This is a genomic window from Mycobacterium sp. NGS11 (assembly GCF_059813315.1).
Genome location: NZ_JCALEJ010000016.1, coordinates 1 through 23,754 on the forward strand (window position 1 = coordinate 1; position 23,754 = coordinate 23,754).

General features: G+C 68.4%; 24 protein-coding genes. 5 read left to right on the plus strand and 19 right to left on the minus strand.

What is annotated here, in order from left to right:
• The 3 genes from AC5Y4T_RS17665 to cydC all read left to right on the plus strand — a co-directional run.
• Window positions 1-501 (plus strand): cytochrome d ubiquinol oxidase subunit II (locus AC5Y4T_RS17665; protein ID WP_499954557.1); only part of this gene is annotated, 501 nt, incomplete at its 5' end.
• Between the two features lie 62 nt (window positions 502-563).
• The gene (gene cydD, locus AC5Y4T_RS17670; protein WP_499921738.1) at window positions 564-2,177 is read left to right on the plus strand and encodes a thiol reductant ABC exporter subunit CydD; all 1,614 of its coding nucleotides are present in this window, start codon (window positions 564-566) and stop codon (window positions 2,175-2,177) included.
• Complete coding sequence (cydC, locus tag AC5Y4T_RS17675; RefSeq protein WP_499921615.1) at window positions 2,164-3,867, plus strand: thiol reductant ABC exporter subunit CydC; 1,704 nt, start codon at window positions 2,164-2,166, stop codon at window positions 3,865-3,867. Before cydD ends, cydC begins: the two co-directional genes overlap by 14 nt.
• Here the strand turns inward: cydC and AC5Y4T_RS17680 are convergent.
• The 10 genes from AC5Y4T_RS17680 to AC5Y4T_RS17725 all read right to left on the minus strand — a co-directional run bounded on the left by AC5Y4T_RS17680 (window position 3,814) and on the right by AC5Y4T_RS17725 (window position 15,058).
• Entirely contained in the window at window positions 3,814-5,214 is a 1,401-nt protein-coding gene (locus AC5Y4T_RS17680) for a bifunctional lysylphosphatidylglycerol flippase/synthetase MprF (protein WP_499954661.1), read from the minus strand. The two genes, cydC and AC5Y4T_RS17680, sit on opposite strands and share 54 nt — an antisense overlap.
• Before the next feature lie 139 nt (window positions 5,215-5,353).
• Window positions 5,354-6,271: an acyl-CoA thioesterase II gene (locus AC5Y4T_RS17685; protein WP_499954559.1), complete on the minus strand. Its 918-nt coding sequence runs from the start codon at window positions 6,269-6,271 to the stop codon at window positions 5,354-5,356.
• A gap of 14 nt (window positions 6,272-6,285) precedes the next feature.
• Window positions 6,286-7,704: a pyruvate kinase gene (gene pyk, locus AC5Y4T_RS17690; RefSeq protein WP_499921618.1), complete on the minus strand. Its 1,419-nt coding sequence runs from the start codon at window positions 7,702-7,704 to the stop codon at window positions 6,286-6,288.
• Between the two features lie 66 nt (window positions 7,705-7,770).
• Window positions 7,771-8,124 (minus strand): DUF2752 domain-containing protein, encoded by a 354-nt coding sequence (locus tag AC5Y4T_RS17695; protein ID WP_499954663.1) that lies wholly within the window; start codon window positions 8,122-8,124, stop codon window positions 7,771-7,773.
• A gap of 179 nt (window positions 8,125-8,303) precedes the next feature.
• Window positions 8,304-9,788 carry a prolipoprotein diacylglyceryl transferase gene (locus tag AC5Y4T_RS17700; protein ID WP_499954561.1) on the minus strand — a complete coding sequence of 495 codons (1,485 nt, stop codon included), beginning with the start codon at window positions 9,786-9,788 and terminating at the stop codon, window positions 8,304-8,306.
• Complete coding sequence (gene trpA / locus AC5Y4T_RS17705; protein WP_499954563.1) at window positions 9,785-10,600, minus strand: tryptophan synthase subunit alpha; 816 nt, start codon at window positions 10,598-10,600, stop codon at window positions 9,785-9,787. Before trpA ends, AC5Y4T_RS17700 begins: the two co-directional genes overlap by 4 nt.
• On the minus strand, window positions 10,597-11,859 hold the full coding sequence (gene trpB, locus AC5Y4T_RS17710; RefSeq protein WP_499921742.1) for a tryptophan synthase subunit beta: 1,263 nt from the start codon (window positions 11,857-11,859) through the stop codon (window positions 10,597-10,599). The genes trpA and trpB overlap by 4 nt, the downstream gene beginning before the upstream one ends.
• A 70-nt stretch (window positions 11,860-11,929) precedes the next feature.
• Window positions 11,930-12,748, minus strand: a complete 819-nt coding sequence (gene trpC, locus AC5Y4T_RS17715; RefSeq protein WP_007776189.1) for an indole-3-glycerol phosphate synthase TrpC — start codon at window positions 12,746-12,748, stop codon at window positions 11,930-11,932.
• Window positions 12,749-12,858: 110 nt separating this feature from the next.
• Window positions 12,859-13,533 (minus strand): TIGR02234 family membrane protein, encoded by a 675-nt coding sequence (locus AC5Y4T_RS17720; RefSeq protein WP_499954565.1) that lies wholly within the window; start codon window positions 13,531-13,533, stop codon window positions 12,859-12,861.
• Complete coding sequence (locus AC5Y4T_RS17725) at window positions 13,526-15,058, minus strand: anthranilate synthase component I (RefSeq protein WP_499954567.1); 1,533 nt, start codon at window positions 15,056-15,058, stop codon at window positions 13,526-13,528. The genes AC5Y4T_RS17720 and AC5Y4T_RS17725 overlap by 8 nt, the downstream gene beginning before the upstream one ends.
• Window positions 15,059-15,121: 63 nt before the next feature.
• On the opposite strand from AC5Y4T_RS17725, the gene AC5Y4T_RS17730 reads away from it, so the two are divergent.
• Window positions 15,122-15,580 (plus strand): peroxiredoxin, encoded by a 459-nt coding sequence (locus AC5Y4T_RS17730; protein ID WP_499921623.1) that lies wholly within the window; start codon window positions 15,122-15,124, stop codon window positions 15,578-15,580.
• Window positions 15,581-15,583: 3 nt separating this feature from the next.
• Here the strand turns inward: AC5Y4T_RS17730 and AC5Y4T_RS17735 are convergent, their stop codons facing one another.
• The 9 genes from AC5Y4T_RS17735 to hisD form a co-directional block, all read right to left on the minus strand.
• A complete protein-coding gene (locus tag AC5Y4T_RS17735; RefSeq protein WP_499954569.1) occupies window positions 15,584-16,675 on the minus strand; it encodes a calcium:cation antiporter in 1,092 nt (363 codons plus the stop codon).
• Window positions 16,676-16,755: 80 nt separating this feature from the next.
• Window positions 16,756-17,103 (minus strand): phosphoribosyl-AMP cyclohydrolase, encoded by a 348-nt coding sequence (gene hisI, locus AC5Y4T_RS17740; protein ID WP_499921625.1) that lies wholly within the window; start codon window positions 17,101-17,103, stop codon window positions 16,756-16,758.
• The gene (gene hisF, locus AC5Y4T_RS17745; RefSeq protein WP_499921626.1) at window positions 17,100-17,888 is read right to left on the minus strand and encodes an imidazole glycerol phosphate synthase subunit HisF; all 789 of its coding nucleotides are present in this window, start codon (window positions 17,886-17,888) and stop codon (window positions 17,100-17,102) included. The genes hisI and hisF overlap by 4 nt, the downstream gene beginning before the upstream one ends.
• 1 nt (window position 17,889) lies before the next feature.
• A complete protein-coding gene (locus AC5Y4T_RS17750) occupies window positions 17,890-18,690 on the minus strand; it encodes an inositol monophosphatase family protein (RefSeq protein ID WP_499921627.1) in 801 nt (266 codons plus the stop codon).
• A gap of 6 nt (window positions 18,691-18,696) precedes the next feature.
• Window positions 18,697-19,428, minus strand: coding sequence for a bifunctional 1-(5-phosphoribosyl)-5-((5-phosphoribosylamino)methylideneamino)imidazole-4-carboxamide isomerase/phosphoribosylanthranilate isomerase PriA (gene priA / locus AC5Y4T_RS17755; RefSeq protein ID WP_499921628.1), 732 nt, complete (start codon window positions 19,426-19,428; stop codon window positions 18,697-18,699).
• A gap of 76 nt (window positions 19,429-19,504) precedes the next feature.
• On the minus strand, window positions 19,505-20,128 hold the full coding sequence (hisH, locus tag AC5Y4T_RS17760) for an imidazole glycerol phosphate synthase subunit HisH (RefSeq protein ID WP_499954571.1): 624 nt from the start codon (window positions 20,126-20,128) through the stop codon (window positions 19,505-19,507).
• Window positions 20,125-20,745 (minus strand): imidazoleglycerol-phosphate dehydratase HisB, encoded by a 621-nt coding sequence (gene hisB, locus AC5Y4T_RS17765; protein WP_499954573.1) that lies wholly within the window; start codon window positions 20,743-20,745, stop codon window positions 20,125-20,127. Before hisB ends, hisH begins: the two co-directional genes overlap by 4 nt.
• Window positions 20,742-21,875: a histidinol-phosphate transaminase gene (locus tag AC5Y4T_RS17770; RefSeq protein ID WP_499954575.1), complete on the minus strand. Its 1,134-nt coding sequence runs from the start codon at window positions 21,873-21,875 to the stop codon at window positions 20,742-20,744. The genes hisB and AC5Y4T_RS17770 overlap by 4 nt, the downstream gene beginning before the upstream one ends.
• The gene (gene hisD, locus AC5Y4T_RS17775) at window positions 21,872-23,218 is read right to left on the minus strand and encodes a histidinol dehydrogenase (protein ID WP_499954577.1); all 1,347 of its coding nucleotides are present in this window, start codon (window positions 23,216-23,218) and stop codon (window positions 21,872-21,874) included. Before hisD ends, AC5Y4T_RS17770 begins: the two co-directional genes overlap by 4 nt.
• A 96-nt stretch (window positions 23,219-23,314) precedes the next feature.
• On the opposite strand from hisD, the gene AC5Y4T_RS17780 reads away from it, so the two are divergent.
• Window positions 23,315-23,728, plus strand: coding sequence for a nitroreductase family deazaflavin-dependent oxidoreductase (locus tag AC5Y4T_RS17780; RefSeq protein WP_499921633.1), 414 nt, complete (start codon window positions 23,315-23,317; stop codon window positions 23,726-23,728).
• The last annotated feature ends 26 nt before the right edge of the window (window positions 23,729-23,754 follow it).

The following is a 23,754-nucleotide window of genomic DNA, read 5'->3' on the forward strand; positions in this document are numbered from 1 at the left end:
CTTGCCAGATCGAACGGGCGACGTAACTCGGCGCCGACGGCCTCAGCAAGCCGGGCCGCCCGCCAGCTCGTGGCATCAATGATCTGCCAACCAAAGTCGGCCCGCTCGACGGGTACCACCACCTGCCATGGCAAGGACTGGAGCTGGGTGGTGCTGGCCGCGGCGGTGCTGGCGCAGCTGGCGGCGGTGCTGCTGGTGTGGCGGCGCGCCTCCGACGGGTGGGCGTTCACCTGCGTCGCACTGGTGGTCGCGGCCGTCGTGATCCTGCTCTTTGCGTCGCTGTATCCGAACCTGGTGCCCTCGACGCTGAACCAGCACTGGAGCCTGACCATCTACAACGCCTCCTCCACCCACTACACCCTCAAAGTCATGACGTGGGTGACGGCGTTCATGGCTCCGCTGACGGTGATCTACCAGGCATGGACGTATTGGGTATTCCGGCAACGGATCTCGGCCGACCGGATACCCGCGCCCATCGGCCTGGCAAGGCGCGCGTCCTGAGCGGTACGGACCGTACCAGCCGGGCGCCCCTGGACCCGCGACTGTGGCGGGCGTCGGCGGCGTTGCGCCGCTACCTGGTCGCCGTGGTGGGCTGCGGCGTTCTGATCTCGGGCTGCGCGATCGGCTCGGCGGTCGTCCTGGCGGGCATCGTCGCGCGCGCCGTCGGCGATTCCGGCGCCCGCGGTTTGCGCGCCTTCCTGGTCCCGCTGTCAATCCTGTTGGCGCTCTGGGTAGTCCGTGCCGTGACGCATTGGCTGCAGGCCCGGCTGGGGCAACGGGGGGCCAGCGCGGTCATCGCCGATCTGTCCGGCCAGGTGCTTGCCGCGGTGACCGCCAGGCAACCCAGCGAACTCGCGACGCAACGCGACTCGGCCGCCGTTGTGGTCACCCGCGGACTGGACGGCTTGCGCCCCTATTTCACCGGCTACTTGCCGACGTTGCTGCTCGCCGCGATCCTGACCCCGGCCACGGTCGCCGTGATCGCGGCGTACGACCTGAAATCGGCGGTGGTCGTGGCGATCACGCTGCCCCTGATACCGATCTTCATGGTGCTGATCGGACTCGCCACCGCTGACCGGTCGGCCGCGGCGCTGGCCGCGATGACGACGCTGCAGGCCCGGTTGCTGGACCTGATCGCCGGCATCCCCACCCTGCGCGCACTGGGGCGCGTCGTGGGGCCCGAGCGCCGTATCGCCGAACTGGCTGCGGCACATCGCCGTTCGGCCATGGCGACGCTGCGGATCGCATTCCTGTCGGCTTTGGTGCTGGAGCTGTTGGCCACGCTCGGGGTGGCGCTGATCGCGGTCGGGATAGGTCTTCGGCTGGTGTTCGGTGAGATGACCCTGACCACCGGGTTGACGGTCCTGCTACTGGCTCCCGACGTGTACTGGCCGCTGCGCCGCATCGGCGTGGAATTCCACGCCGCGCAGGACGGCAGGACCGCGGCCGCTGCGGCGTTCGCCCTCATCGGCGAGCCGACCGCGCCGAAGGCCGGGACTTTGACGGTCAGCGCGCGCGGCGCGCGGATTCACCTCGATCATCTGACCGTGGGCGGCCGCGACGGCCGGGCGCCGCGCGATCTGAACGCGGTCATCGAACCCGGCTCGGTGACGGTGCTGACCGGGCGCAACGGCGCCGGCAAGAGCACCACCCTGCAGGCGATCGCCGGCATCAGCGTGCCCTCGTCGGGCCGGGTCAGCGTGGACGGCGTCGACGTCGCCGACCTGGAGCCCACCGGATGGTGGCCGCAACTGTCCTGGCTTCCGCAACGTCCGGTGCTGGTGCCGGGCACCGTCGATGAGAACCTGATGCTGCTCGGGAACCTCGACGACGTCGAAAAGGCTTGTGCCGATTCCGGGTTCGACGCGGTGCTGGCCGAACTGCCAGATGCCGGCGGCACCGCGCTCGGGCGCGGCGGTGCCGGTTTGTCGCTGGGACAACGACAACGGCTGGGTCTGGCCCGGGCTCTCGGCTCGACGGCCGCCGTGCTGTTGCTCGACGAACCGACCGCCCACCTGGACGCCGCCACCGAGGAGCGCGTCTTGCGGGCCATCGTCGAGCGGGCGCGGGCCGGTGCGACCGTGATCGTCGTCGGCCACCGTGCGCCTGTCCTGGCCATCGGCGACCAGGTCGTCGAGGTGGTCGCCGAGCGCGGGGTGCGTTATGTCGCAACCTGATCCGCTGATCGACGGTTTGGCACTGCTGTGCCCGCGGCTAACCCGCGTACTGGCGGCGATCGCGCTCGGGGTGCTCTCGCTAAGCAGCGCACTGGCCTTGGCCGGCGTTTCGGCATGGCTGATCACGCGCGCCTGGCAGATGCCGCCCGTCCTGGACCTGTCGGTGGCGGCGGTCGCGGTTCGCATGTTCGCGATCTCGCGGGGCGTGCTGCACTATTGCGAGCGACTGGCCACCCATCACACGGCCCTGCGGACGGCCGGCACCGCACGCGTACAGATCTACCAACGGTTGGCGCGCGGACCGGTGGCGGCCTCCGTCCGGCTGCACAGCGGTGAACTGGTAGCCCGCGCGGGCGCTGACGTCGACGAGCTGGCCAACGTCCTGGTTCGCGCCGTGGTGCCGATCGGCGTCGCGGTCGTGCTGGCGCTGGCGGCAACCGCGGTCGTCGCGGCCATTTCGCCGGCGGCGGCCGTGGTGCTGGCCGTCTGCCTGCTGACCGCCGGCTTGGTCGCGCCCCGAATCGCCGGCCGTGCCGCCGCAGCCCAGGAAGACGTTGCGCGACAGCATCATTCCGAACGAGACACGTCGGCCATGCTCGCCCTTGAGCACGCGCCCGAGCTCCGGGTGGCCGGCCTGCTTCCCGATGTCATCGCCGAATCGCAACGCCGGCAACGCGCTTGGGGCGATGCGCTGGACGCCGCCGCGAAACCGGCGGCTGTCGCAGCGGCGATGCCGACCGCGGCGATCGGGGCGAGCGTGCTGGGCGCGGTGGTGTGCGCGATCGGGTTGGCGCACGCGGTCGCGCCCACCACGCTGGCCGTGCTGATGCTGCTGCCGCTGTCCGCTTTTGAGGCGATGACGCCGTTACCGGCCGCCGCGGCGCAATTGACGCGGTCGCGGATCGCCGCGCGCCGCCTGCTCGAACTGGCACCGCCCGGGTCCGAGATCGCGACGGCGAGCGTACCCGCACCGGTCGGTACCGGACGGTTGTCGGCCGACGTACGTTCCGGTCATGACGGCGCGGCACGCTCGACCCGCATCAAGGTGGATCTGCCGGCCGGCGCGCGGCTGGCCGTCACCGGCGCCAGCGGTTCGGGGAAGACGACCCTGCTGATGACGCTCGCCGGCCTGCTGCCACCGCTGGGCGGGCGGGTGAGGCTGGGCGACACCGACGTGAGCGAGTTCGACGAATCCGACTTACGCAGCGCGATCGGGTTTTTCGCCGAGGACGCCCATGTCTTCGCCACCACCATCCGCGACAACCTGCTGGTCGCGCGCGGAGACTGCGACGACGAAGAATTGACGGCAGCGCTGGACGCGGTCGGACTGCACTCGTGGATCGCCGGTCTTCCCGACGGCTTGGCCACGGTGCTCACCGCTGGGGCGCAGGCTCTTTCGGCCGGCCAGCGCAGGAGGCTGTTGCTCGCGCGGGCGGTGATCTCTCCCGCGGGGATCGTGCTGCTCGACGAACCCACCGAACATCTCGATGTCACCGACTCGGAACGGATTCTGCGAGATCTGTTGACCCCGAACTCACGGTTGTTTTCCCCGCAACGGACGGTGGTGGTCGCGACTCACCACCTGCCCACGGGGCTGGGCTGTCAGCAACTCACTGTGACACAGGCGCAGACACACTCAGAGGTGTCGCCGGCGCGGCATGAACTCCAGCGACAACAGCACGAACAGTAGCGGGACGATCTGCGCCATGGAGATCAGCGCGTAGCGACGGGCGTCGAGGGCATGCCACTTGCGTAGATACCGATACAACGACTCGAGGGCGATCAACGGGTCGAGCACGTGGATCAACCGATAGAAGACGCGCTGGGTCCGGCCGCGGTTCTTGTCATCGAAGATCTCGGGAAACGCGGCGAACGCAAGCGATACCCGCTGTGCCCCAGTCTCTTTGCCCGCCATGATCATGTCGACACTGAGCCGCTCGTCAAGCCCGTTGGGGGCGCTGCGCCGGCGCCACGGCACGTCGAGGGTGATGTCGCTGCCGGCGCCGGCCGTGGCGTATCGGTGAAACGCCTGCACGGTGCCCGCTTTGTCCCTGGCGATGATCAGCTGGATTCCGGGGAACCGGCCCTCCAGTACGCCGTCGAGGTTCATGTGGAATCCGCGGTCGGCGCGGGCCCCCTTGGACGACTCCCGGACCACCTCCGTGAGCTCGGCCAGCAACTTCTCGTCGAGCTCCTGCTCCGCCACGATTTCGGTTGTCACACCGCAGTTGTGGGTCCGCTTCACCGCTTGACGCAGGTTGCGGAATTTGCGGCCCACCATGTCGAAACCGGTAACATCAACGACTACATCACGGCCGATCGGTATGGGCCGCAACGGTTGTCCTAGCACTGACGAATCGGTCCACAGGCTCAGCCGCCGCTCACTGCACCCCACTACGGCGATGCGCCATCCGTGCGCGTGGCAGGTGGCGGCGAAATCGGCGACCAGTTCCGGAAAGCGCGCCTCGTCGCCCACCGGGTCGCCCCCCACCGCGGCGATCCCCATCCGCGTGCGGTACGCGAGCGCCGCGGTGCCGTCGGCGGTGAAGTGGTAGCTCTTGCCGGTCTGCATCGTGAACGGGGCGAGCGCGTCGCCGCCGGTCGCGTTGATCAGCTTCCACAGCCGGGGCAGATCATCGGGACGTGGGTGGGAGGCCGTCGGCCACATCAACACCATGCCGGAGCTGGCGATCACCACATCGCCGAACAGATCGAAGGACAGCACATGCAAGCCCAGCCCGGCCAGCACGAAAAAGGCGGCGACGACGGCATGCATCGTCGTCACTGGCCGGCCCAGGAAGATACCGCGAGCCATCCACGCCACCGCCACCAGAACGGTCAGTGACCAGGCCAACCGGTCCGTGTAGTCCCAACTCGGATGGGTGTGGTGCCGGGCGAGTATCCCGATGAACCAGCATGCGGCGCACAACAGCGCCAGAGCGCCGATCAGCCGGGCCCCGAGTGAATCGACGGAGACGACAACGCGTTCGCGCGCGCGGGTTCTCGCCGCCGTGACGTCGACCACTGGCCCGTTCACCATCACCTCCCGATGCAATGACACGGCGGCTTGTGGCCGCCCTTTGCACCGAATACCCGACTACGTCAACGCTACGCCCGACGACGACCGTTTCGCGGCCGAATTCGAACGAGAGGTTATGCACCTATTCGATAACGTTTTATCGGCCGGATGGAGGGAAGTATTTGAGCACTCCTTCTTGCATCACCGTGGCCAGCGGTTGCCCGGAGCGTGCGAAGAAGTGCCCGGTGCCCAGCCCGCGCGAGTCGGCCGCCACCGGCGACGATGTGGAGTACAGCACCCAGTCGTTGAAGTTGACCTGCCGGTGAAACCAAATGGAATGATTGGCCGACGCGGCGAATATGCGGTCGAATCCCCACGAAAGACCGTGCGTGGTGATAACCGAGTCCAACACGGTGGTATCCGACGAATACACCATTGTTGCCGTGTGCAATACGGGGTCGTCGGGAAGGTCGCCCAGGGCCTTGACCCAGACCCGATTGTGCGGCAGCCGGTCGCCTTTGGTGCGCATCACCCATGCCGGGTCGTTGGTGTAGCGCCATTCGATCGGCTGCAGCGCGTTGACGAAGTGCGGAACCGTCTGCTCGTAGCCGCGCAGCAGTTCGCCGATCGTGGGCTGCGTGTGCGGCTCGGCAACCTGCGGCGGCTCGATGCCGTGCTCCAGGCCGCGGCCGCCCGACATGTAGGAGATCAGCGCCGACGACAGCAACGTGCCGTCTTGCACCGCATCGACGCGCCGATTGGCGAAGCGGCGCTCGTCGCGCAGGCGGGTGACGTGGAATTCGATGTCCTTGGCGGTGTCTCCCCCGTTGATGAAGTGCACCGACAGCGCGCTCGGCGGCAGGTCGTCGCGAAGCAGGCTGCGGCTGCTCGCGACGAATGACTGCGACATCAGCTGGCCACCGAAGGTCCGCATCGGGTTCTTGCTCGGATGCGAGCCGATGAACAGGTTGTCGTCGACGCGATGGAGGTCGAGAGTCGCCAGCAGCTCCGCGAAATCCGAATGGGCCTGTGTGGCGGCTTCTCCTGGCCCTCCAGACTCACAGCCGGCCGCCACACGCTCTCCTCTAGTTAGACGTCGTCCTCCCCGATCCTGTGCACATGGATGAGGTTGGTTGACCCTACTGTGCCAGGTGGCGCGCCGGCGACGATGACCACCAGGTCGCCGCGCTTGTAGCGACCGAGCTCCAGCAGTGACTTGTCGACCTGGCGGATCATGCCGTCGGTGGAAGTCATCATCGGGACGATGAACGTTTCGGTTCCCCACGTCATGGCGAGCTGGCTGCGCACCTCGGGCCACGCGGTGAAGGCGAGCAGCGGCAGGGGCGTGTGCAGGCGCGCGAGGCGCTTGACCGTGTCGCCGGACTGGGTGAACGCGACCAGCGCCTTGGCGTCGAGCCGCTCGCCGATGTCGCGGGCCGCATACGAGATCACCCCGCGCTTGGTACGCGGCACGTGTGTCAGCGGCGGCGCGGCCGTGGAGTTGTCCTCGACCGCGCAGATGATGCGCGCCATCGTCCGAACGGCCGCCAACGGGTACTTCCCCACCGAGGTTTCCCCGGACAGCATCACCGCGTCGGCGCCGTCGAGGACGGCGTTGGCGACGTCCGAGGCCTCGGCCCGGGTCGGCCGAGAACTCTCGATCATCGAATCGAGCATCTGGGTCGCGACGATCACCGGTTTGGCGTTCTCCCGGGCCATCTGGATGGCCCGCTTCTGCACGAGCGGAACCTCTTCCAGGGGAAGTTCGACGCCAAGGTCGCCGCGGGCCACCATAATCGCGTCGAAGGCCAGCACGATGGCTTCCAGATTGTCGACGGCCTCCGGTTTCTCCAGTTTGGCGATCACCGGCACCCGACGGCCGACACGGTCCATCACCTCGTGCACCAACTCGACGTCGGACGGCGAACGGACGAAGGAGAGCGCGACCAGGTCGACACCGAGTTCCAGCGCGAAGGTGAGGTCGTCGACGTCCTTCTCCGACAAGGCCGGTGCCGACACGTTCATGCCTGGCAGCGAGATGCCCTTGTTGTTGCTGACCGGGCCGCCCTCGACGACCGTGCAGACCACGTCGTCGCCCTCGATGCCGTCGATGACAAGGCCAACCTTGCCGTCGTCGACCAGAATCCGATCACCGACGGCGGCGTCCTCGGCCAGCTTCTTGTAGGTGGTCGACACCCGGTCGTGGTCGCCTGCGCAGTCCGCGACGGTGATGCGCACCGTTTCGCCGTCGGCCCAGTACGTGGGTCCGGTGGCGAAACGTCCCAGCCTGATCTTGGGGCCCTGCAGGTCGGCGAGTACGCCGACGGCTCGGCCCGTGGCGTCGGAAGCCGACCGGACGCGCTCGTAGGCGGCTTTGTGGTCGGAGTAGTCGCCGTGGCTGAAGTTCAACCGAGCGACATCCATGCCGGCCCCAACCAGGGCCAGGATCGACTCATCCGAACTGGTCGCGGGGCCAAGGGTGCAGACGATCTTTCCGCGTCTACTCACGCCGACCCAGCATAGTCGCGTGCAACCCCCGCGGCCCGCACATCATCGCTCGCGCGCGGTGTGCTCTTACCCACCAAGAACGGTGGGAAACAACGGGAAGGCCGGCAGGTTACGCAGCACCGTCCAGGCGATCGTCGCGACCACGGCCACCAGCAACGCCGCCGTGGGCGGCAGCCCCTTGCCGCGCGCGCGGCGCACCAGCAGCCAGGCAGCCAGCAGCGGGATTCCCACCAGCGCGAAGACGTTGTCGTGGATGGCGGCCATCAGGTCGCCGTGCATCAGGTCGTGCGTCATCCGCAGGCCACCGCAAAACGGGCAATTCCAGCCGGTGAGCAGCTTGAACGGACACGCCGGGTAGACCGAACTCGGGCTGTGCGGGTCGACCAGCGCGACGTAGCCGAGCGCGCCACCCAGCACCACGCCGGTACCGGCCCCGATGAGCAGGCGGTGACCCCGCCCGCCGCGTGGACGGGGTTGTCCCGGAGCATGCGCGGGAGTGTGAGGCTGCATCACTTAGCCCGCTGACCTCGCGTTGGTCACGCCTTTCAGGATGCCAGATCCGTCGCGCCCGGCCGCGGGAATCGGGACACGGGCGGCCGTTAGCGGCCCGACAACCGGTTCCGCAGCCGCGAGCCCCAGCGCCGACGGGGTTCCGATTGGGCAGGCGTCGTTTCGGCGGGCTCCTGGGCGGCGGGCTTTCCGTCCGATTCCTCGTCGACGGGCTCGTCTTCGGTTGCGGCTTCCGGTTCTTCGGCTTGCGGTTCTTCCGCTTCCGGTTCTTCGGCTTCGGCTTCGGCTTCAGGCTTTTCCGCTTCCGGCTCTTCCGATTCCGGTTCCTCCGCTTCGGCCTCGGGCTCTTCCGCTTCTGCCTCTTCCGGTTCCCCGTCGACCAATTGAGCCTCGGCTGTCGGCTCGTCCGATTCGGAGGTTTCGGCCAACGCCTCGGTTTCGGGCTCGACTTCCGGCACTTCGGCTTCCGATTCGACCTCGGGCTCGTCTGCCCCGGCATCGCCCGAGTCGACGGCGGCTTCCGTCGAGTCCGCCACCGGTTCTTCGGCTTCCGCGGCGGCGGCGGTGGTGGTGTCGTCAGCCTCCGCCGCCTCGGCCGAGCCCGGCGGCGCGTCGGCTGCGGCCGCCGCGCCCGCCGCAGTCGTCGCGACCGCCACCGTTGCGGGCTCATACTCCGACTCGACGCCGGCCGCTTCCTCTTCGAGATACTCGTTGCCGCGCAGTGTGGCGGGGTCTTCGCGGCCCTTTGGCGCCGCCATCAGATACACCACGGCCCCGATGAACACGAAAGTCGATGTGAACGAGTTGATCCGGATGCCGGCGATGTGGGTTGCGGTGTCATCGCGCAGCAACTCGACACAGAATCGCCCCACGCAATAGCCCGCCACATACAGCGCGAACAGTCGGCCGTGGCCCAGATTGAAGCGCCGGTCGGCGTAGATCAACACGACGAAAACCAGGACATTCCAGATCAATTCGTAGAGGAACGTCGGCTGCACCACGAATGCGATCTGGCCCGTCGAGATGCCATCCAGCGAATGCGGGTCGATGTATCCCGAGGGGTCTCGGCGGTAGAAGACCTCCAGGCCCCACGGCAGCGTGGTTTCGCGGCCATAGAGCTCCTGGTTGAAGTAATTGCCGAGCCGACCGATGGCCTGCGCCAGAATGATTCCCGGGGCCAGCGCGTCGGCGAAGGCAGGAAGCGGGATCCCGCGCCGGCGGCAGCCGATCCAGGCGCCGACGCCGCCGAGCGCCACCGCGCCCCAAATGCCCAGCCCGCCGTCCCAGATCCGCACGGCCGCGCCGACTCCCGCGCCGCCCGGGCCCCAATAGGTGCGCCAGTCGGTGGCCAGGTGGTAGAGCCGACCACCGATCAGCCCGAACGGCACCGCCCACAGTGCGATGTCGTAGATGACGCCGCGCTCGCCGCCGCGGTCCGCCCAGCGCCGGTCACCGATCAGCAATGCGACCACGATGCCGGCAATGATGAACAGCGCGTAGGCCCGGATGGGCAGCGGCCCGAGGTGCCATACGCCCTGCGACGGGCTCGGAAAATAGGCCAGTAGCTTCGTCATAAGGCGTCCGCCCTCTGACGAACACCGGCGGCGAGTTCTTCAGTCAGCGCACGCAATGCAGTCAACCCTCCGTCTCCCAGCGCAGACACCAGCGCCGACCCGACAATGACACCGTCTGCGTAGCTGCCGATCTCGGCGGCCTGCTCCCGCGATCGCACCCCCAGTCCGACACCCACTGGTATGTCGGATATCTCCCTTACCCTGCTCACCAATTCGGGTGCCGCGTTGGACACGACGTCACGCGCACCCGTCACGCCCATCGTCGAAGCCGCGTAGACGAAGCCACGCGACGCCTCCACCGTCATCGCCAACCGCTGCGGCGTCGAGGACGGCGCGACGAGAAAGATGCGGTTCAACCCATAATCGTCGGAGGCCGCCAACCACTGCCCGGCTTCGTCGGGGATGAGATCGGGGGTGATCAAGCCGTACCCGCCGGCCGATGCCAGGTCCCGCGCGAATGCGTCAACCCCATAGCGCACCACCGGGTTCCAATACGTCATCACCACGGCGTGGCCGCCCGCCGCGCTGATCGCCTCGACCGCGGCAAGCGTGTCACGAACGCGCACACCACCGCGCAGCGCGATCTCGGTGGCCTTGGCGATGGTCGGGCCGTCCATGCCCGGATCCGAATAGGGGACGCCGACTTCGATGATGTCGCAACCCGATTCGACCAGGGTGGTCATCCCGTTCACCGACGTCGACACGTCGGGGTAGCCGGTGGGCAGATAGCCGATCAGCGCCGCGCGGTTGTCTTTGCGGCAGCCATCGAAAACCGACTCGAGCTTGTCCGCCTCGCTGTGTTTGACCGTCATCGATCGCTGGATCCCAACAGCCCGAACCACTTCGCCGCGGTCTCGACGTCCTTGTCGCCGCGGCCGGACAGGTTCACCACGATGATCGAGCCCCGCCCCAACTCGGGGCCCAATTTCAGGGCACCGGCTACCGCGTGCGCCGATTCGATCGCCGGGATGATCCCTTCGGTGCGGCACAACACGCGGAACGCGTCCATCGCCTCCGAGTCGGTGATCGGACGGTATTCGGCGCGCCCCGTCTCGCGCAGATACGCGTGCTCTGGACCCACTCCTGGGTAATCGAGACCGGCTGAGATGGAATGGGATTCGATGGTCTGCCCATCCTCGTCCTGCAGCAGATACGAGAACGATCCCTGAAACGCCCCGGGTGAGCCGCCGCTGAAAGTCGCAGCGTGCCTTCCGGTTTCGACCCCATCACCGGCGGCTTCGAATCCGATCAACCGCACGTTGGGGTCGTCGATGAACGGGTGGAAGATGCCGATGGCGTTGGAGCCGCCGCCGATACAGGCCACCACGGCGTCGGGCAACCGGCCCGCCTGGGCCTGGATCTGGGCGCGCGCCTCGAGGCCGATGATGCGTTGGAAGTCGCGGACCATGGCGGGAAAGGGATGCGGGCCGGCAGCGGTGCCGAAACAATAGAACGTGGTGTCGGCATTGGTCACCCAATCCCGAAACGCCTCATTGATCGCGTCCTTGAGCGTCTTCGAACCGCTTTCGACCGAGACGACCGTGGCCCCCAGCAGGCGCATGCGCGCCACGTTGAGCGCCTGACGCTCGGTATCGACGGCGCCCATGTAGATCACGCATTCGAGACCGAGTAAGGCGCACGCGGTGGCGGTCGCGACGCCGTGCTGGCCGGCCCCGGTCTCGGCGATCACCCGTTTCTTACCCATCCGCTGAGCCAGCAACGCCTGGCCGAGCACGTTGTTGATCTTATGAGAACCGGTGTGGTTCAAGTCTTCTCGCTTGAGGAAGATGCGCGCGCCGGCCTGTTCGGACAACCGGGGCGCCTCATACAGCGGTGACGGTCGGCCCGCGTAGTTCGCCTGCAGGTAATCGAGGGTGTCCAGGAAATCCTGGTTGACACGTTCCTTCTCGTAGGCGGCGGTGACCTCTTCGATCACGGCCATCAACGCCTCGGCGACGTAGCGGCCGCCGTACACGCCGAAATGCCCGCCCGCATCGGGTTCGTGACGGGTGGGTTCTGCGATGGCTGCGCTCGGGAGCGGAAGGTCCGGGCGGGACAGGTCCACCATCACCAAGGCTCTACGCGGGGATGGCTCATGGGTTCAACGTATCAGCGCAGGGACTTCTGGAGTGACGTAGTGACTAGCGAGCCGGTTTCGGACAGGACGGGTGGGTGCCAGCGGTAACCAGGTCGGCGACCGCGGCGCGCGGATCGCCGCTTTTGACCAGGCCTTCGCCGACCAACACCGCGTCGGCACCTGCACCGGCATACGCCAGCAGGTCTCCGGTACCGCGCACGCCGGATTCGGCGATCCTGATCACGTTGCTGGGCAGCCCGGGAGCGATGCGCGCGAAGCAATCCCGGTCCACCTCCAGGGTCGCCAGATCGCGGGCGTTGACGCCGATTACGTTGGCCCCGGCCTTGAGTGCCCGGTCGGCTTCCTCTTCGGTGTGCACCTCGACGAGCGCCGTCATGCCCAGCGATTCGGTCCGATCGAGCATCGACACCAACGCCGACTGTTCCAGCGCGGCGACGATGAGCAGCAGCATGTCGGCGCCGTGCGCACGCGCTTCGTGGATCTGATAGGGCTGCACGACAAAGTCTTTGCGCAGAATCGGAATCGAGACCGCCGCGCGAACCGCGTCGAGATCGTCGAGCGAGCCGTGGAAACGGCGCTCCTCGGTCAACACGCTGATGATGCGGGCGCCACCGTCTTCGTAGGCACGGGCCAGCTTGGCGGGATCGGCAATGGTCGCCAGGGAACCCGCCGACGGGCTCGCGCGCTTGACTTCGGCGATGACGCCGATACCGGGCTCGCGCAAGGCCGCCATCACATCGCGGGGCGGGGGTGCGGCCGCTGCGGCGGCTTTGATCTCCGACAGGCTGATGAGCGCTTCGCGCGCGGCAACGTCGGCCCGGACTCCCTCGAGGATGGAGTCAAGCACGGTTGCCGGACTCATGCCTGTCGTTTCCCTTCGCCCTGTCGTCCGCTGTCATCCACGGCCACTTCGTGTCCCCAGCCGAATGCGACGACGTCAATGAAGGGTAGCGGCCCGCGGCTTGCAGCCCGTCACCGACCCTCGGTGTCAGACTCACCTGCCTGATCGGTTGGGTCGCGTCCCTCGTCAAGCGCGTCCCAGATCATCCGCTCCGACATTCCCGGCGTCTCCGGCTCCTCCAGCATCGCCCCGCCGGCCTGTCCGCGCCGCACATTCGACCGGCGCGTCGCCGGCGCCGCGTACTTTATTGCACTCGACCGTGCCGACCCCGAGTCCGACGCCGACCGCATGAGTAGGACGGCGGCTACCAGCGTGCACGCCGCAGCGATAACGGTGACGCCCGCACCCCAGTACCGCCGCTCGCTTCCGACCAGCGACATCACCGAGACGTGCGCCAGCTCAGCGCCGCGGACCGCCACGTCCGGCAGTGCCCACAGGCTGACCCCGAGGTAGCCGACCGCCAGACTGACCAGCGCCAGCAGGCCCGCGAGCGCGCGCAAGAGCCGGCCCCGCACGGCGATGGCGGCGACGGCCGCGGCCAGCAGCAGCAACGCCAGCGGAAGCAGCGCCGTCGACCACGCCGCGCCGGCCAATGTCACCTGCTTGGGCGGTCCCAGCCCATCGAACGACCGGATGACGACCCACGGCAGGCGCGAGGCCACCCACAACGTCCCGGCGGCAACCACCAGCACTGCCTGGGCAATTCGGATCAGCCACCGGCTCTTCGGCCGTCCGGTGTCAGCCATCGCCCACGGGTTCGGTCAACGTCTCGGCGGCGGCGATCGCGCTGAGCACCGCGCGGGCCTTATTGGTTGCCTCGGTGTATTCGTAGGGGCCGTTGGAGTCCGCCACCACCCCGCCGCCGGACTGCACGTAGGCGGTGCCGTCGCGCATCAGGGCGGTGCGAATGGCGATCGCGAAGTCGGCGTTGCCGGCGAAGTCCAGGTAGCCGACCACGCCGCCGTACAGGCCGCGGCGGGTCTTCTCCACCTCTTCGATGAGTTCCATGGCCCGCACCTTCGGCGCGCCCGAGAGCGTGCCGGCGGGAAAGCAGGCGGTCACCGCGTCCAACGCGGTACGGCCCTCGTCGAGCGTGCCCGTCACCGTCGACACCAGGTGCATGACGTGGCTATAGCGTTCGATATGGCTGTAGTCCTCGACGCGCACGGTGCCCGGTGCGCAGACCCGGCCTAAATCGTTGCGGCCCAGGTCGACCAGCATCAGGTGCTCGGCGCGTTCCTTCTCGTCGGCCAACAGTTCCTTTTCCAGCAGCTGGTCCTCTTCCTCGGTGCCCCCGCGCCACCGCGTTCCGGCGATCGGATGGGTGGTCGCGGTGCCGTCGGCGACGGTCACCAGCGCCTCGGGGCTGGAGCCGACGATCGAAAAATTAGTTCCGCCAACGTCATTCGGGACGTGCAGTAGATACATGTAGGGGCTCGGGTTGGTGACCCGCAACATCCGGTACACGTCGATGGGATTGACGTGGGTGTCCATTTCGAACCGTTGCGAGGGCACCACCTGGAAGGCCTCGCCCGCGGCGATCTGCTCGACGAGGTAGTCGACGATCTTTCCGTACTCCTCGACGCTGCGCTGCGCGCGATAGCGCGGCTCGGGTCGCCCGAACGTGCCGACGGTCGACGGCAGCGGCTGGCCCAGCGCCGCGGTCATCACGTCCAAGCGGGCGATCGCGTCGTCGTAGGCCTCGTCGACCCGCTCGTCGGTCCCGTTCCAGTTCACGGCGTTGGCGATCAGCGTGATGGTGCCCTCGTGGTGATCGACCGCCGCCACATCGGTGGCCAGCAGCAGCAACATGTCGGGGAGCTGCAGGTCGTCGACCGCCAGTTCGGGCAGTCGTTCCAGGCGCCGGACCATGTCGTAGGCGAAGAACCCCACCATGCCGCCCGACAGCGGCGGCAGCCCCGGGAGCGGGCCGGTGGCCAGCAGCTCGCACGTGGCCCGCAAGGCCTGCAGCGGGTCGCCCCCGGTCGGCGCGTCGTGCGGCACCACGCCCAGCCAGACGGCTTCACCGTCACGTACGGTCAGCGCCGACGGCGCTCCCGCGCCGATGAACGACCAGCGTGACCAGGAACGGCCGTGCTCGGCGGATTCCAGCAGAAAAGTGCCCGGGCGGTCGGCGGCGAGTTTGCGGTAGGCCGACAACGGCGTCTCGCTGTCGGCGAGCACCTTGCGGGTCACCGGAACCACGCGGTGCTCGGCTGCCAGCTGGCGGAAATCCTCTCGTGAGGTCGTCGCGGCGAGGTGGGCGTGCACCGAACCATCCTCCCAGACGCGTGGAAGCCCGAGCGGAGAGCTTGGCGGCGTAGCGTGTCCGCCATGAAACCTGGTGACACCGTCGCGGACTTCGAACTACCGGATCAGACCGGGACGCCGCGCACGCTCAGCGAACTGCTTTCCGGGGGGCCCGTGGTGTTGTTCTTCTACCCGGCGGCGATGACGCCCGGTTGCACCAAGGAAGCGTGCCACTTCCGCGACCTGGCCGCCGAGTTCGCCGCGGTCGGGGCCAACCGGGTGGGGATCAGCGCCGACGCCGTGCAGAAGCAGGCCAAGTTCGCGGACATGCAGAAGTTCGACTACCCGCTGCTTTCGGACAGCGACGGCAGCGTCGCGACCCAATTCGGCGTCAAACGCGGCCTGCTCGGCAAGCTGATGCCGGTCAAACGCACGACGTTCGTCATCGACACCGACCGCACGGTGCTCGAGGTGATCTCCAGCGAGTTCAATATGGACACCCACGCCGACAAGGCACTGGCGACGTTGCGGGCCCGCGCGTAAGCCTCAGGGGTTGATCGCCAGGAACACGTAGGCGGCCAGCAGCACCAGGTGCACCTCGCCCTGCAAGCGGGTCGCCCGCCCGGGCACCACCGTCAGCATGCTGATCACGACGGTCAGGGCAAGCAATACCAGTTGGATGGCGCCGAGGCCGAGCACCAGCGGCCCTTTGAGCCATATCGACGCCAGCGCGATCGCGGGGATCGTGAGCCCGATGCTGGCCATCGCCGAGCCGTACGCCAGATTCAAGCTGATCTGGATGCGGCCCTGCCGCGCCGCCCGCACGGCCGCGAGCGTCTCGGGCAGTAGCACCAGCGCCGCAATGATCACGCCCACGAACGACTGCGGAAAGCCGACCGCGGTCACCGCCCTCTCCACGGCCGGCGACTCTTCTTCGGCCAGGCCCACCACCGCCACCAGAGCGCCGAGCATCAGCGCGAGGCTGGTCAGCGCGGCGCGGGTGGTCGGGGGGTCGGCATGGCTTTCGTCGGCGAACAGGCTTTTCTGGCCCTTCTGCGCGATCGGCAGGAAGAAGTCGCGGTGCCGCACGGTCTGCGTGAAGACGAACACGAGGTAGAGCAGCAGCGAGGCGACGGCGGCGAAGGCGAGCTGGCCGGGCGAGAACTCCTTGCCCACGGTGGTGGTGGTGAACGCGGGCAGCACCAGACTCAGCGTCGCCAGGGTGGTCACGGTTGCGAGCGCGGCGCCGCTGCCTTCGGCGTTGAATATCGTCACGCCGTAGCGCCGGGAACCCAGCAGCAGCGACAGCCCGGCGATCCCGTTGGTGGTGATCATCAGCGCGGCGAACGCCGTGTCGCGGGCCAGGGTCGCCGTCTCGTTACCGCCGGACGCCATCAGCTCCACGATCAGGGCTACCTCGATGACCGTCACCGCCGCCGCGAGCACCAACGACCCGAACGGCTCACCGACCCGGTGTGCGACCACCTCCGCGTGGTGCACGGCGGCTACCACCGCACCGATGAGAAACAACGCCGTCAGCCCGACCAGCACCGGCCCGAGCGTCTTGCCCCAGATCAATGCCAGCACGACGACGGAAAGCACCGGCACGACGACGTTCCAGGACGACCATTTCGACATTGACCGCCATTCTTGTCGAAGTGATGTGCCCACGCCCGCGGAAAGTGACCCTACACACGCCTCGCGCTGCCGAGCGAGGGTCAGCGCTCCGGTGCCAGCAACACGTCGGCGTCGAAGCAACTGTGGTCGCCGGTGTGGCAGGCGCCGCCCACCTGGTCTACGGTCAGCAGCACGGCGTCGCCGTCGCAGTCCAGACGCACCGAATGAACATATTGGGTGTGACCGGACGTGGCTCCCTTGATCCACTGCTGCCCGCGGGACCGTGAAAAGTAGGTCGCCTCACGGGTTTCCAGTGTTCGGGCCAGGGCGGCGTCGTCCATCCAGGCGACCATCAGCACGTCACCGCTGCCGCGCTCCTGCACCACGGCGGTGAACAGGCCCTCGGCGTTGCGCTTCAGCCGCGCGGCGATCTGGGGGTCGAGCGTCATCGCACGGTGATCCCTTCTGCGGCCATCGCGGCCTTCACCTGGCCGATGGTCAGCTCCCGGAAGTGGAACACGCTGGCCGCCAACACAGCATCGGCGCCGGCGGCGACGGCGGGCGCGAAGTGTTCGGCCGCACCGGCGCCACCGCTGGCGATGACCGGCACCGTGACCGCAGAGCGCACTGCGCGCAGCATCTCCAGGTCGAATCCGGCTTTGGTGCCATCGGCGTCCATCGAGTTCAGCAGGATCTCCCCTACCCCCAGATCGGCTCCGCGCGAAGCCCATTCGACCGCATCGAGCCCCGTGCCGTGTCGCCCACCATGGGTGGTGACCTCCCAGCCCGATGGTGTCGGCACCGCGCCCGGCGGAACCGTTCGCGCATCGACGGACAGCACGATGCACTGGGAGCCGAACTGCCGCGCCATCTCGGCCAGCAGCTCGGGACGGGCGATCGCGGCGGTGTTGATGGAAACTTTGTCGGCGCCCGCGCGCAGCAACACGTCGACGTCGGCCACCGTGCGCACCCCGCCGCCGACCGTCAGCGGAATGAAGACCTGCTCGGCGGTGCGGCGCACCACATCGAGCATGGTGGCCCGTCCCGACGAGGATGCGGTCACGTCGAGAAAGGTCAGCTCGTCGGCGCCTTCGGCGTCATAGGCCGCCGCGAGCTCCACGGGATCGCCGGCGTCGCGCAGGTTCTCGAAATTGACACCCTTGACCACCCGGCCGCCGTCGACATCGAGGCACGGGATCACTCGCACCGCGAGCCCGTTGGGGGCAGGGGGCATCTCAGTAGTCCTCCGGTCGGCCGGTGGCGCGCAGGATTTCCAAGATCTCGGCGTGGGCGGCGGGGCCGGCCGCCAGCGCGGAATCGGATGCGGGAGTCCACGGTTCGCCGGCCAGATCGGTGACGACGCCACCGGCAGCCCGGACCAGCGCGACTCCGGCGGCATGGTCCCACACGTGGCCGCCGAAACTTATTGCCGCACCGAGTATTCCGTCGGCGACGAACGCAAGGTCGATTCCGGTGGACCCGTGCATGCGCAAACGCGACGAGACCCGGCTGAGGTTCTCCAGCAAGGCGATTCGATAACGTCCGGGGAATCGGCCCCGCGCATCCGCGCTGAACGACCCGGCGCCGACCAGGGCGTCGGCCAGATCGACGGGGGTGAGCGGCGGCTGCGGCACCCCATTCTTGCGCAACGGACCGCCCGCCACCGCGGTGTAGCGCTGGTCCATGAACGGCAGCCAGGTCAATCCGGCCACCGGTTCGCCGTGCCGCAGCAGACCCAGCAGGATGCCGGCCATCGGCGATCCGGCCGCGTAATTGAACGTGCCGTCCACGGGATCCAAGACCCACACCCATGGCGAGTCGACGGCCGAGCCGCCGAATTCCTCACCGTGCACCCCGATCCCGGTGGCCTCGACGAGCGCGGCGACCACCTGACGCTCGATCGCGAGGTCGACATCGGTGGCAAAGTCGTTGCCCTTCTTGCGGACCGCGGAATCGGCGCGGTGACCGGCAAGGAACGGCTCGGAGGCATCGTCGAGAATCGCCGACGCCTGCGCCACCAGGGTGTGCACGTCCATGCGGTGCTACTCCGCCACCGCGGCCAGCGCCTGCGGCAACGTGAATCGCCCCGCGTAGAGGGCCTTGCCGACGATGGCGCCCTCGACCCCGCGGTCGGTGAGGGTGGCGATCGCGCGCAGGTCGTCGAGGCTGGACACCCCACCGGAGGCGATCACCGGGGCGTCGGTGCGCTCGGCGACGGACGCCAGCAAGTCCAGATTGGGACCGCCCAGCGTGCCGTCCTTGGTCACATCGGTGACCACGAACCGCGAACATCCCTGCCCGTCAAGGCGTTCCAGCACGTCCCACAGGTCGCCCCCGTCGGTTTCCCAGCCCCGCCCCCGCAACCGGTGCTCACCGTCGACGATCTGCACGTCCAAGCCCACCGCGACCTTGTCGCCGTGTTCGCTGATCGCCCGGGCACACCACCCGGGGTTCTCGAGGGCCGCGGTGCCCAGGTTCACCCGCGCACAGCCGGTGGCCAGGGCGGCGGCCAGCGAATCGTCGTCGCGAATCCCGCCGGACAGCTCAACCTGCACGTCGAGCTTGCCGACCACCTCGGCCAGCAGTTCGCGGTTCGATCCGCGTCCGAACGCCGCGTCCAGGTCGACCAGATGGATCCATTCGGCGCCGTCACGCTGCCAGGTCAGCGCGGCATCCAGCGCCGAGCCGTATTCGGTCTCACTGCCCGCCTTGCCCTGCACCAGCCGCACGGCGCGGCCGTCGACCACGTCGACCGCGGGCAACAAGATCAACACATTCCCTCCTGTGTGCCGAGACGCGTCTTGCAGCACCCCGGCTTGTGCTTGGTAGAAAGCGCTTTCGCGAGGTCCCTCACAATGCGTGGACCCAATTGCTCAGTACGGCCGCGCCGGCATCCCCGCTCTTCTCCGGGTGAAATTGGGTGGCCGACAGCGGCCCGTCCTCGACCGCCGCCAGAAACGGGCCCTCGTGGGTGGCCCACGTCAGCACCGCGTCGGGCGAACCCTCCCACTGCTGCGCGGCGTAGGAGTGCACGAAGTAGAACCGGGTGTCCGCATCAAGCCCCTTGAACAGCACTGTGCCGGGCCCGGATTCGACGACGTTCCAGCCCATGTGCGGAATGACCGGCGCCTGCAGTCGCGTGACGTATCCCGGCCACTGACCGCATCCCTGCGTCTCCACGCTGAATTCGACGCCGCGGGCGAACAGGATCTGCATGCCGACGCAGACGCCCAGCACCGGGCGATCGGCGGCGATCCGCTCGGCGATGATGCGCTCGCCGCCGATGTTGCGCAGCCCGGTCATGCACGCCTCGTAGGCGCCGACGCCCGGCACCACCAATCCATCGGCAGCGGCCGCGGCATCGGCGTCGCCGGTCACCTCGACCGACGCACCGACCCGCTCGAGGGCGCGCTGGGCCGACCGCAGATTGCCCGAGCCGTAGTCCAGGACAACTACTTTCTTGTGTGCCGTCACAGAACCCCTTTGGTGGACGGCACATCCGACACCCGGGGGTCGGATTCCACCGCCTGGCGCAGCGCGCGGGCTACCGCCTTGTACTGCGCCTCGGTGATGTGGTGTGGGTCGCGCCCGTAAAGGACGCGCACGTGCAGCGCGATGCGCGCGTTCATGGCCAGCGATTCGAACACGTGCCGGTTGATGACGGTGTGATAGGGCACCGAGCTCCCGGCAATCGTGGTGTGCTGCAGGTGATCCGGCTCTCCGCTGTGCACGCAGTAGGGCCGGCCGGACACGTCGACCGCCGCGTGGGCCAGCGTCTCGTCCATCGGGATGAAGGCGTCGCCGAACCGCCGGATGCCCCGTTTGTCACCCAGGGCCTGGCCGAGTGCGGTGCCCAGCGCGATGGCGGTGTCCTCGATGGTGTGATGTCCCTCGATCTCGACGTCGCCCTTGGTGCGCACGGTCAGGTCGAAGCTGGCGTGACTGCCCAGGGCCGTGAGCATGTGGTCGTAGAACGGCACACCTGTGTCGACGTCGACCTGGCCGGTGCCGTCGAGGTCGAGTTCGACGACGATGTCGGATTCCTTGGTGCGGCGCTCGATGCGCGCACGGCGGGTAGTGGTCGCTGTCACGGTGCTCCTACGGGGCTGGGGGCGAGTTCGGTGGTGGCCAGCTGGGCGCTGGCGCGCAGGAAGGCGTCGTTCTCCTCCGCCAGGCCGGTCGTGGCGCGCAGGTAGCCGGGGATTCCGACGTCGCGGATCAGCACGCCGGCATCCAGATAGCGCTGCCAGGTGGCGGGCGCGTCGGCGAACTCCCCGAACAGCATGAAGTTCGCGTCGCTGGGAATCACCCGAAACCCCATGCCGGCCAAGGCCGTTGAGACACGTTCGCGTTCGGCGATCAGGGTCGCCACGCTGCCGAGCGTGTCATCGGCGTGCCGCAGCGCGGCGCGTGCGGCGGCCTGGGTGAGCACCGACAGGTGATAGGGCAGCCGCACCAGCAGCATCGCGTCGATCACCGCCGGGGTGGCGATCAGGTAGCCAAGCCGGCCACCGGCGAACGCGAACGCCTTGCTCATGGTGCGCGAGACGATGAGCTTCGTCGGATACTCCCTCACCAGCTTCACCGCGCTGGGCTGCGAAGAGAATTCGCCGTAGGCCTCGTCGACGATCAGGATGCCGGGCACGACGTCGAGCAGCCGGCGCAGGTCCGGCAGCGAAACGCTCTGCCCGGACGGGTTGTTCGGGCTGGCGACGAACACCACATCGGGCCGGCGGTCGGCGATGGCGGCCACGGCGGCGTCGACATCCAGGCTGAAGTCGTCGGCGCGGGCGGCCTGCAGCCATTCGGTGCGGGTGCCGTCGGAGATGATCGGGTGCATCGAGTAGGACGGGACGAACCCGATGGCGGTGCGGCCAGGCCCCCCGAACGCCTGCAGCAGCTGCTGCAGGATCTCATTGGAACCATTTGCCGCCCACAGATTTTCGACGCCCAGCTGAACGCCGGTCTGGGCGCTGAGGTAGGCGGCCAGGTCGGCGCGCAGGGCCACCGCGTCGCGGTCGGGGTAGCGGTGTAGTTCGGCGGCGACCGCGCCCACCGACCGCACCACGTCGTCCACCAACGCCTTGCTGGGCGGGTGCGGGTTCTCGTTGGTGTTCAGCCGCACCGGGACATCCAGTTGTGGTGCGCCGTAGGGCGATTTACCGCGCAGGTCGTCGCGCAGCGGCAGATCGTCCAGCGTGGGCTCCGATTGTCCACTCATCGCTCGAACCTCCGCCGCACCGCTTCGCCGTGTGACGGCAGGTCTTCGGCCTCGGCGAGCGCGATCACATGCCCGGACACGTCTTTCAAGGCCGCCTCGGTGTAGTCGACGACGTGGATGCCGCGCAAGAAGGTCTGCACGGACAGGCCGCTGGAATGCCGGGCGCTGCCGGCGGTCGGCAGCACGTGATTGGACCCGGCGCAGTAGTCACCCAGGCTCACCGGCGCATACGGTCCGACGAAAATGGCGCCGGCCGAACGGATTCGGCCCGCGACGGCGGCCGCGTCGACGGTCTGGATCTCCAGATGTTCGGCGGCATAGGCGTTGACGACGTCGATTCCGGCGTCCAGGTCGTCGACGAGGATGATGGCCGATTGGCGTCCGCCGAGCGCCGCCGTCACCCGTTCGCGGTGCACGGTCGTCTGTAGCTGGGCGGCCACCTCGGCGTCGGTGGCGGCGGCCAGGTCCCCGCTGGGCGTGACCAGCACGCTGCCCGCCATCTCGTCGTGTTCGGCCTGGCTGATCAGGTCGGCGGCCACGTGCGCCGGGTCGGCGGTGTGGTCGGCCAGGATCGCGATCTCCGTCGGGCCGGCTTCGGCGTCGATCCCGACGCGCGACCGGCACAGCCGCTTGGCCGCGGTGACGTAGATGTTGCCCGGTCCGGTGATCATGTCGACGGGCGCCAGCTCGGCGCCGTCGACGTCGGTGCCGCCGTAGGCCAGCAGCGCCACCGCCTGCGCGCCGCCGACGGCCCACACCTCCTCAACCCCCAACAGCCGGGCGGCGGCCAGGATCGTCGGGTGCGGCAGGCCGCCGAACTGGGCCTGTGGCGGGCTGGCGACCACCAGGGAGGCGACGCCGGCGGCCTGGGCCGGCACCACGTTCATCACCACGCTGGAGGGGTAGACGGCGTTGCCGCCGGGCACGTAGAGGCCCACCCGGTCGACGGGGACCCACCGCTCGGTGACGGTCGCGCCCGGGCCGAGCGTGGTCGTGACGTCGGTGCGACGCTGGTCGGCGTGCACGGCGCGGGTGCGTTCGATCATCACCCGCAGCGCGTCGGCCACGTCCGCGGCCAACTCGGTCAAAGCCTTCTCGAGCGCGGCATCGGGTACCCGCACGGCCGGGGGCCGGACCCCGTCGAAGGTGGCGCCGAACTCCAAGGCGGCGTCGGCGCCGCGCTCGGCGACGGCCTGCACGATCGGCCGGACCTTCGACAGCACCGTCTCCACGTCGGCGCCGCCGCGGGGCAGCGCCGCCCGCAATCGGGCAGCCGTCAACTCCGCGCCCCGCAGGTCGATGCGGGCCATCGGCGACGCTTGGATGGTGCTCACGGTGTCCATTGTCCCAGAGGAACTCAAGTCGATATCCGACCGGTACAGTGCCGGTATCGAGGCCATACCCCGCGCTGAAAAGTAGAGCCGACTCAGGGAGCCGCCATGTCCGCCAAGGATCACCCCAACAATGCCCCGGGCGTCCCGATGGTCTTCCCGCCGTGGTTCGAGCGTTTCCAGATCAAATACTTCAACCCGGCGCTCAAGCCGATAGCCCGCTTTCTGCCCGGGACGGCGACGATCAAGCATCGCGGCCGAACCTCCGGCAAGGCGTACGAGACGATCGTCACGCCGTACCGCAAGGGCAACACCCTGGCGATCGCGCTGGGCCACGGAAAGACCAACTGGGTGAAGAATGTGCTGGCGGCCGGTGAGGCGGACGTGGAATTCAGCCGCAATCGAACGGTGCACCTGATCAACCCGCGGATCCTGCCGGCCGGCTCGGACGGCGATGGCCTGCCCGGGATGGCGCGCATGCAGCTGCGCCGGATCGGGGTATTCGTCGCCGACATCGCCTAAGGCCGTTTGCTTTCGGGGCCGCCGGT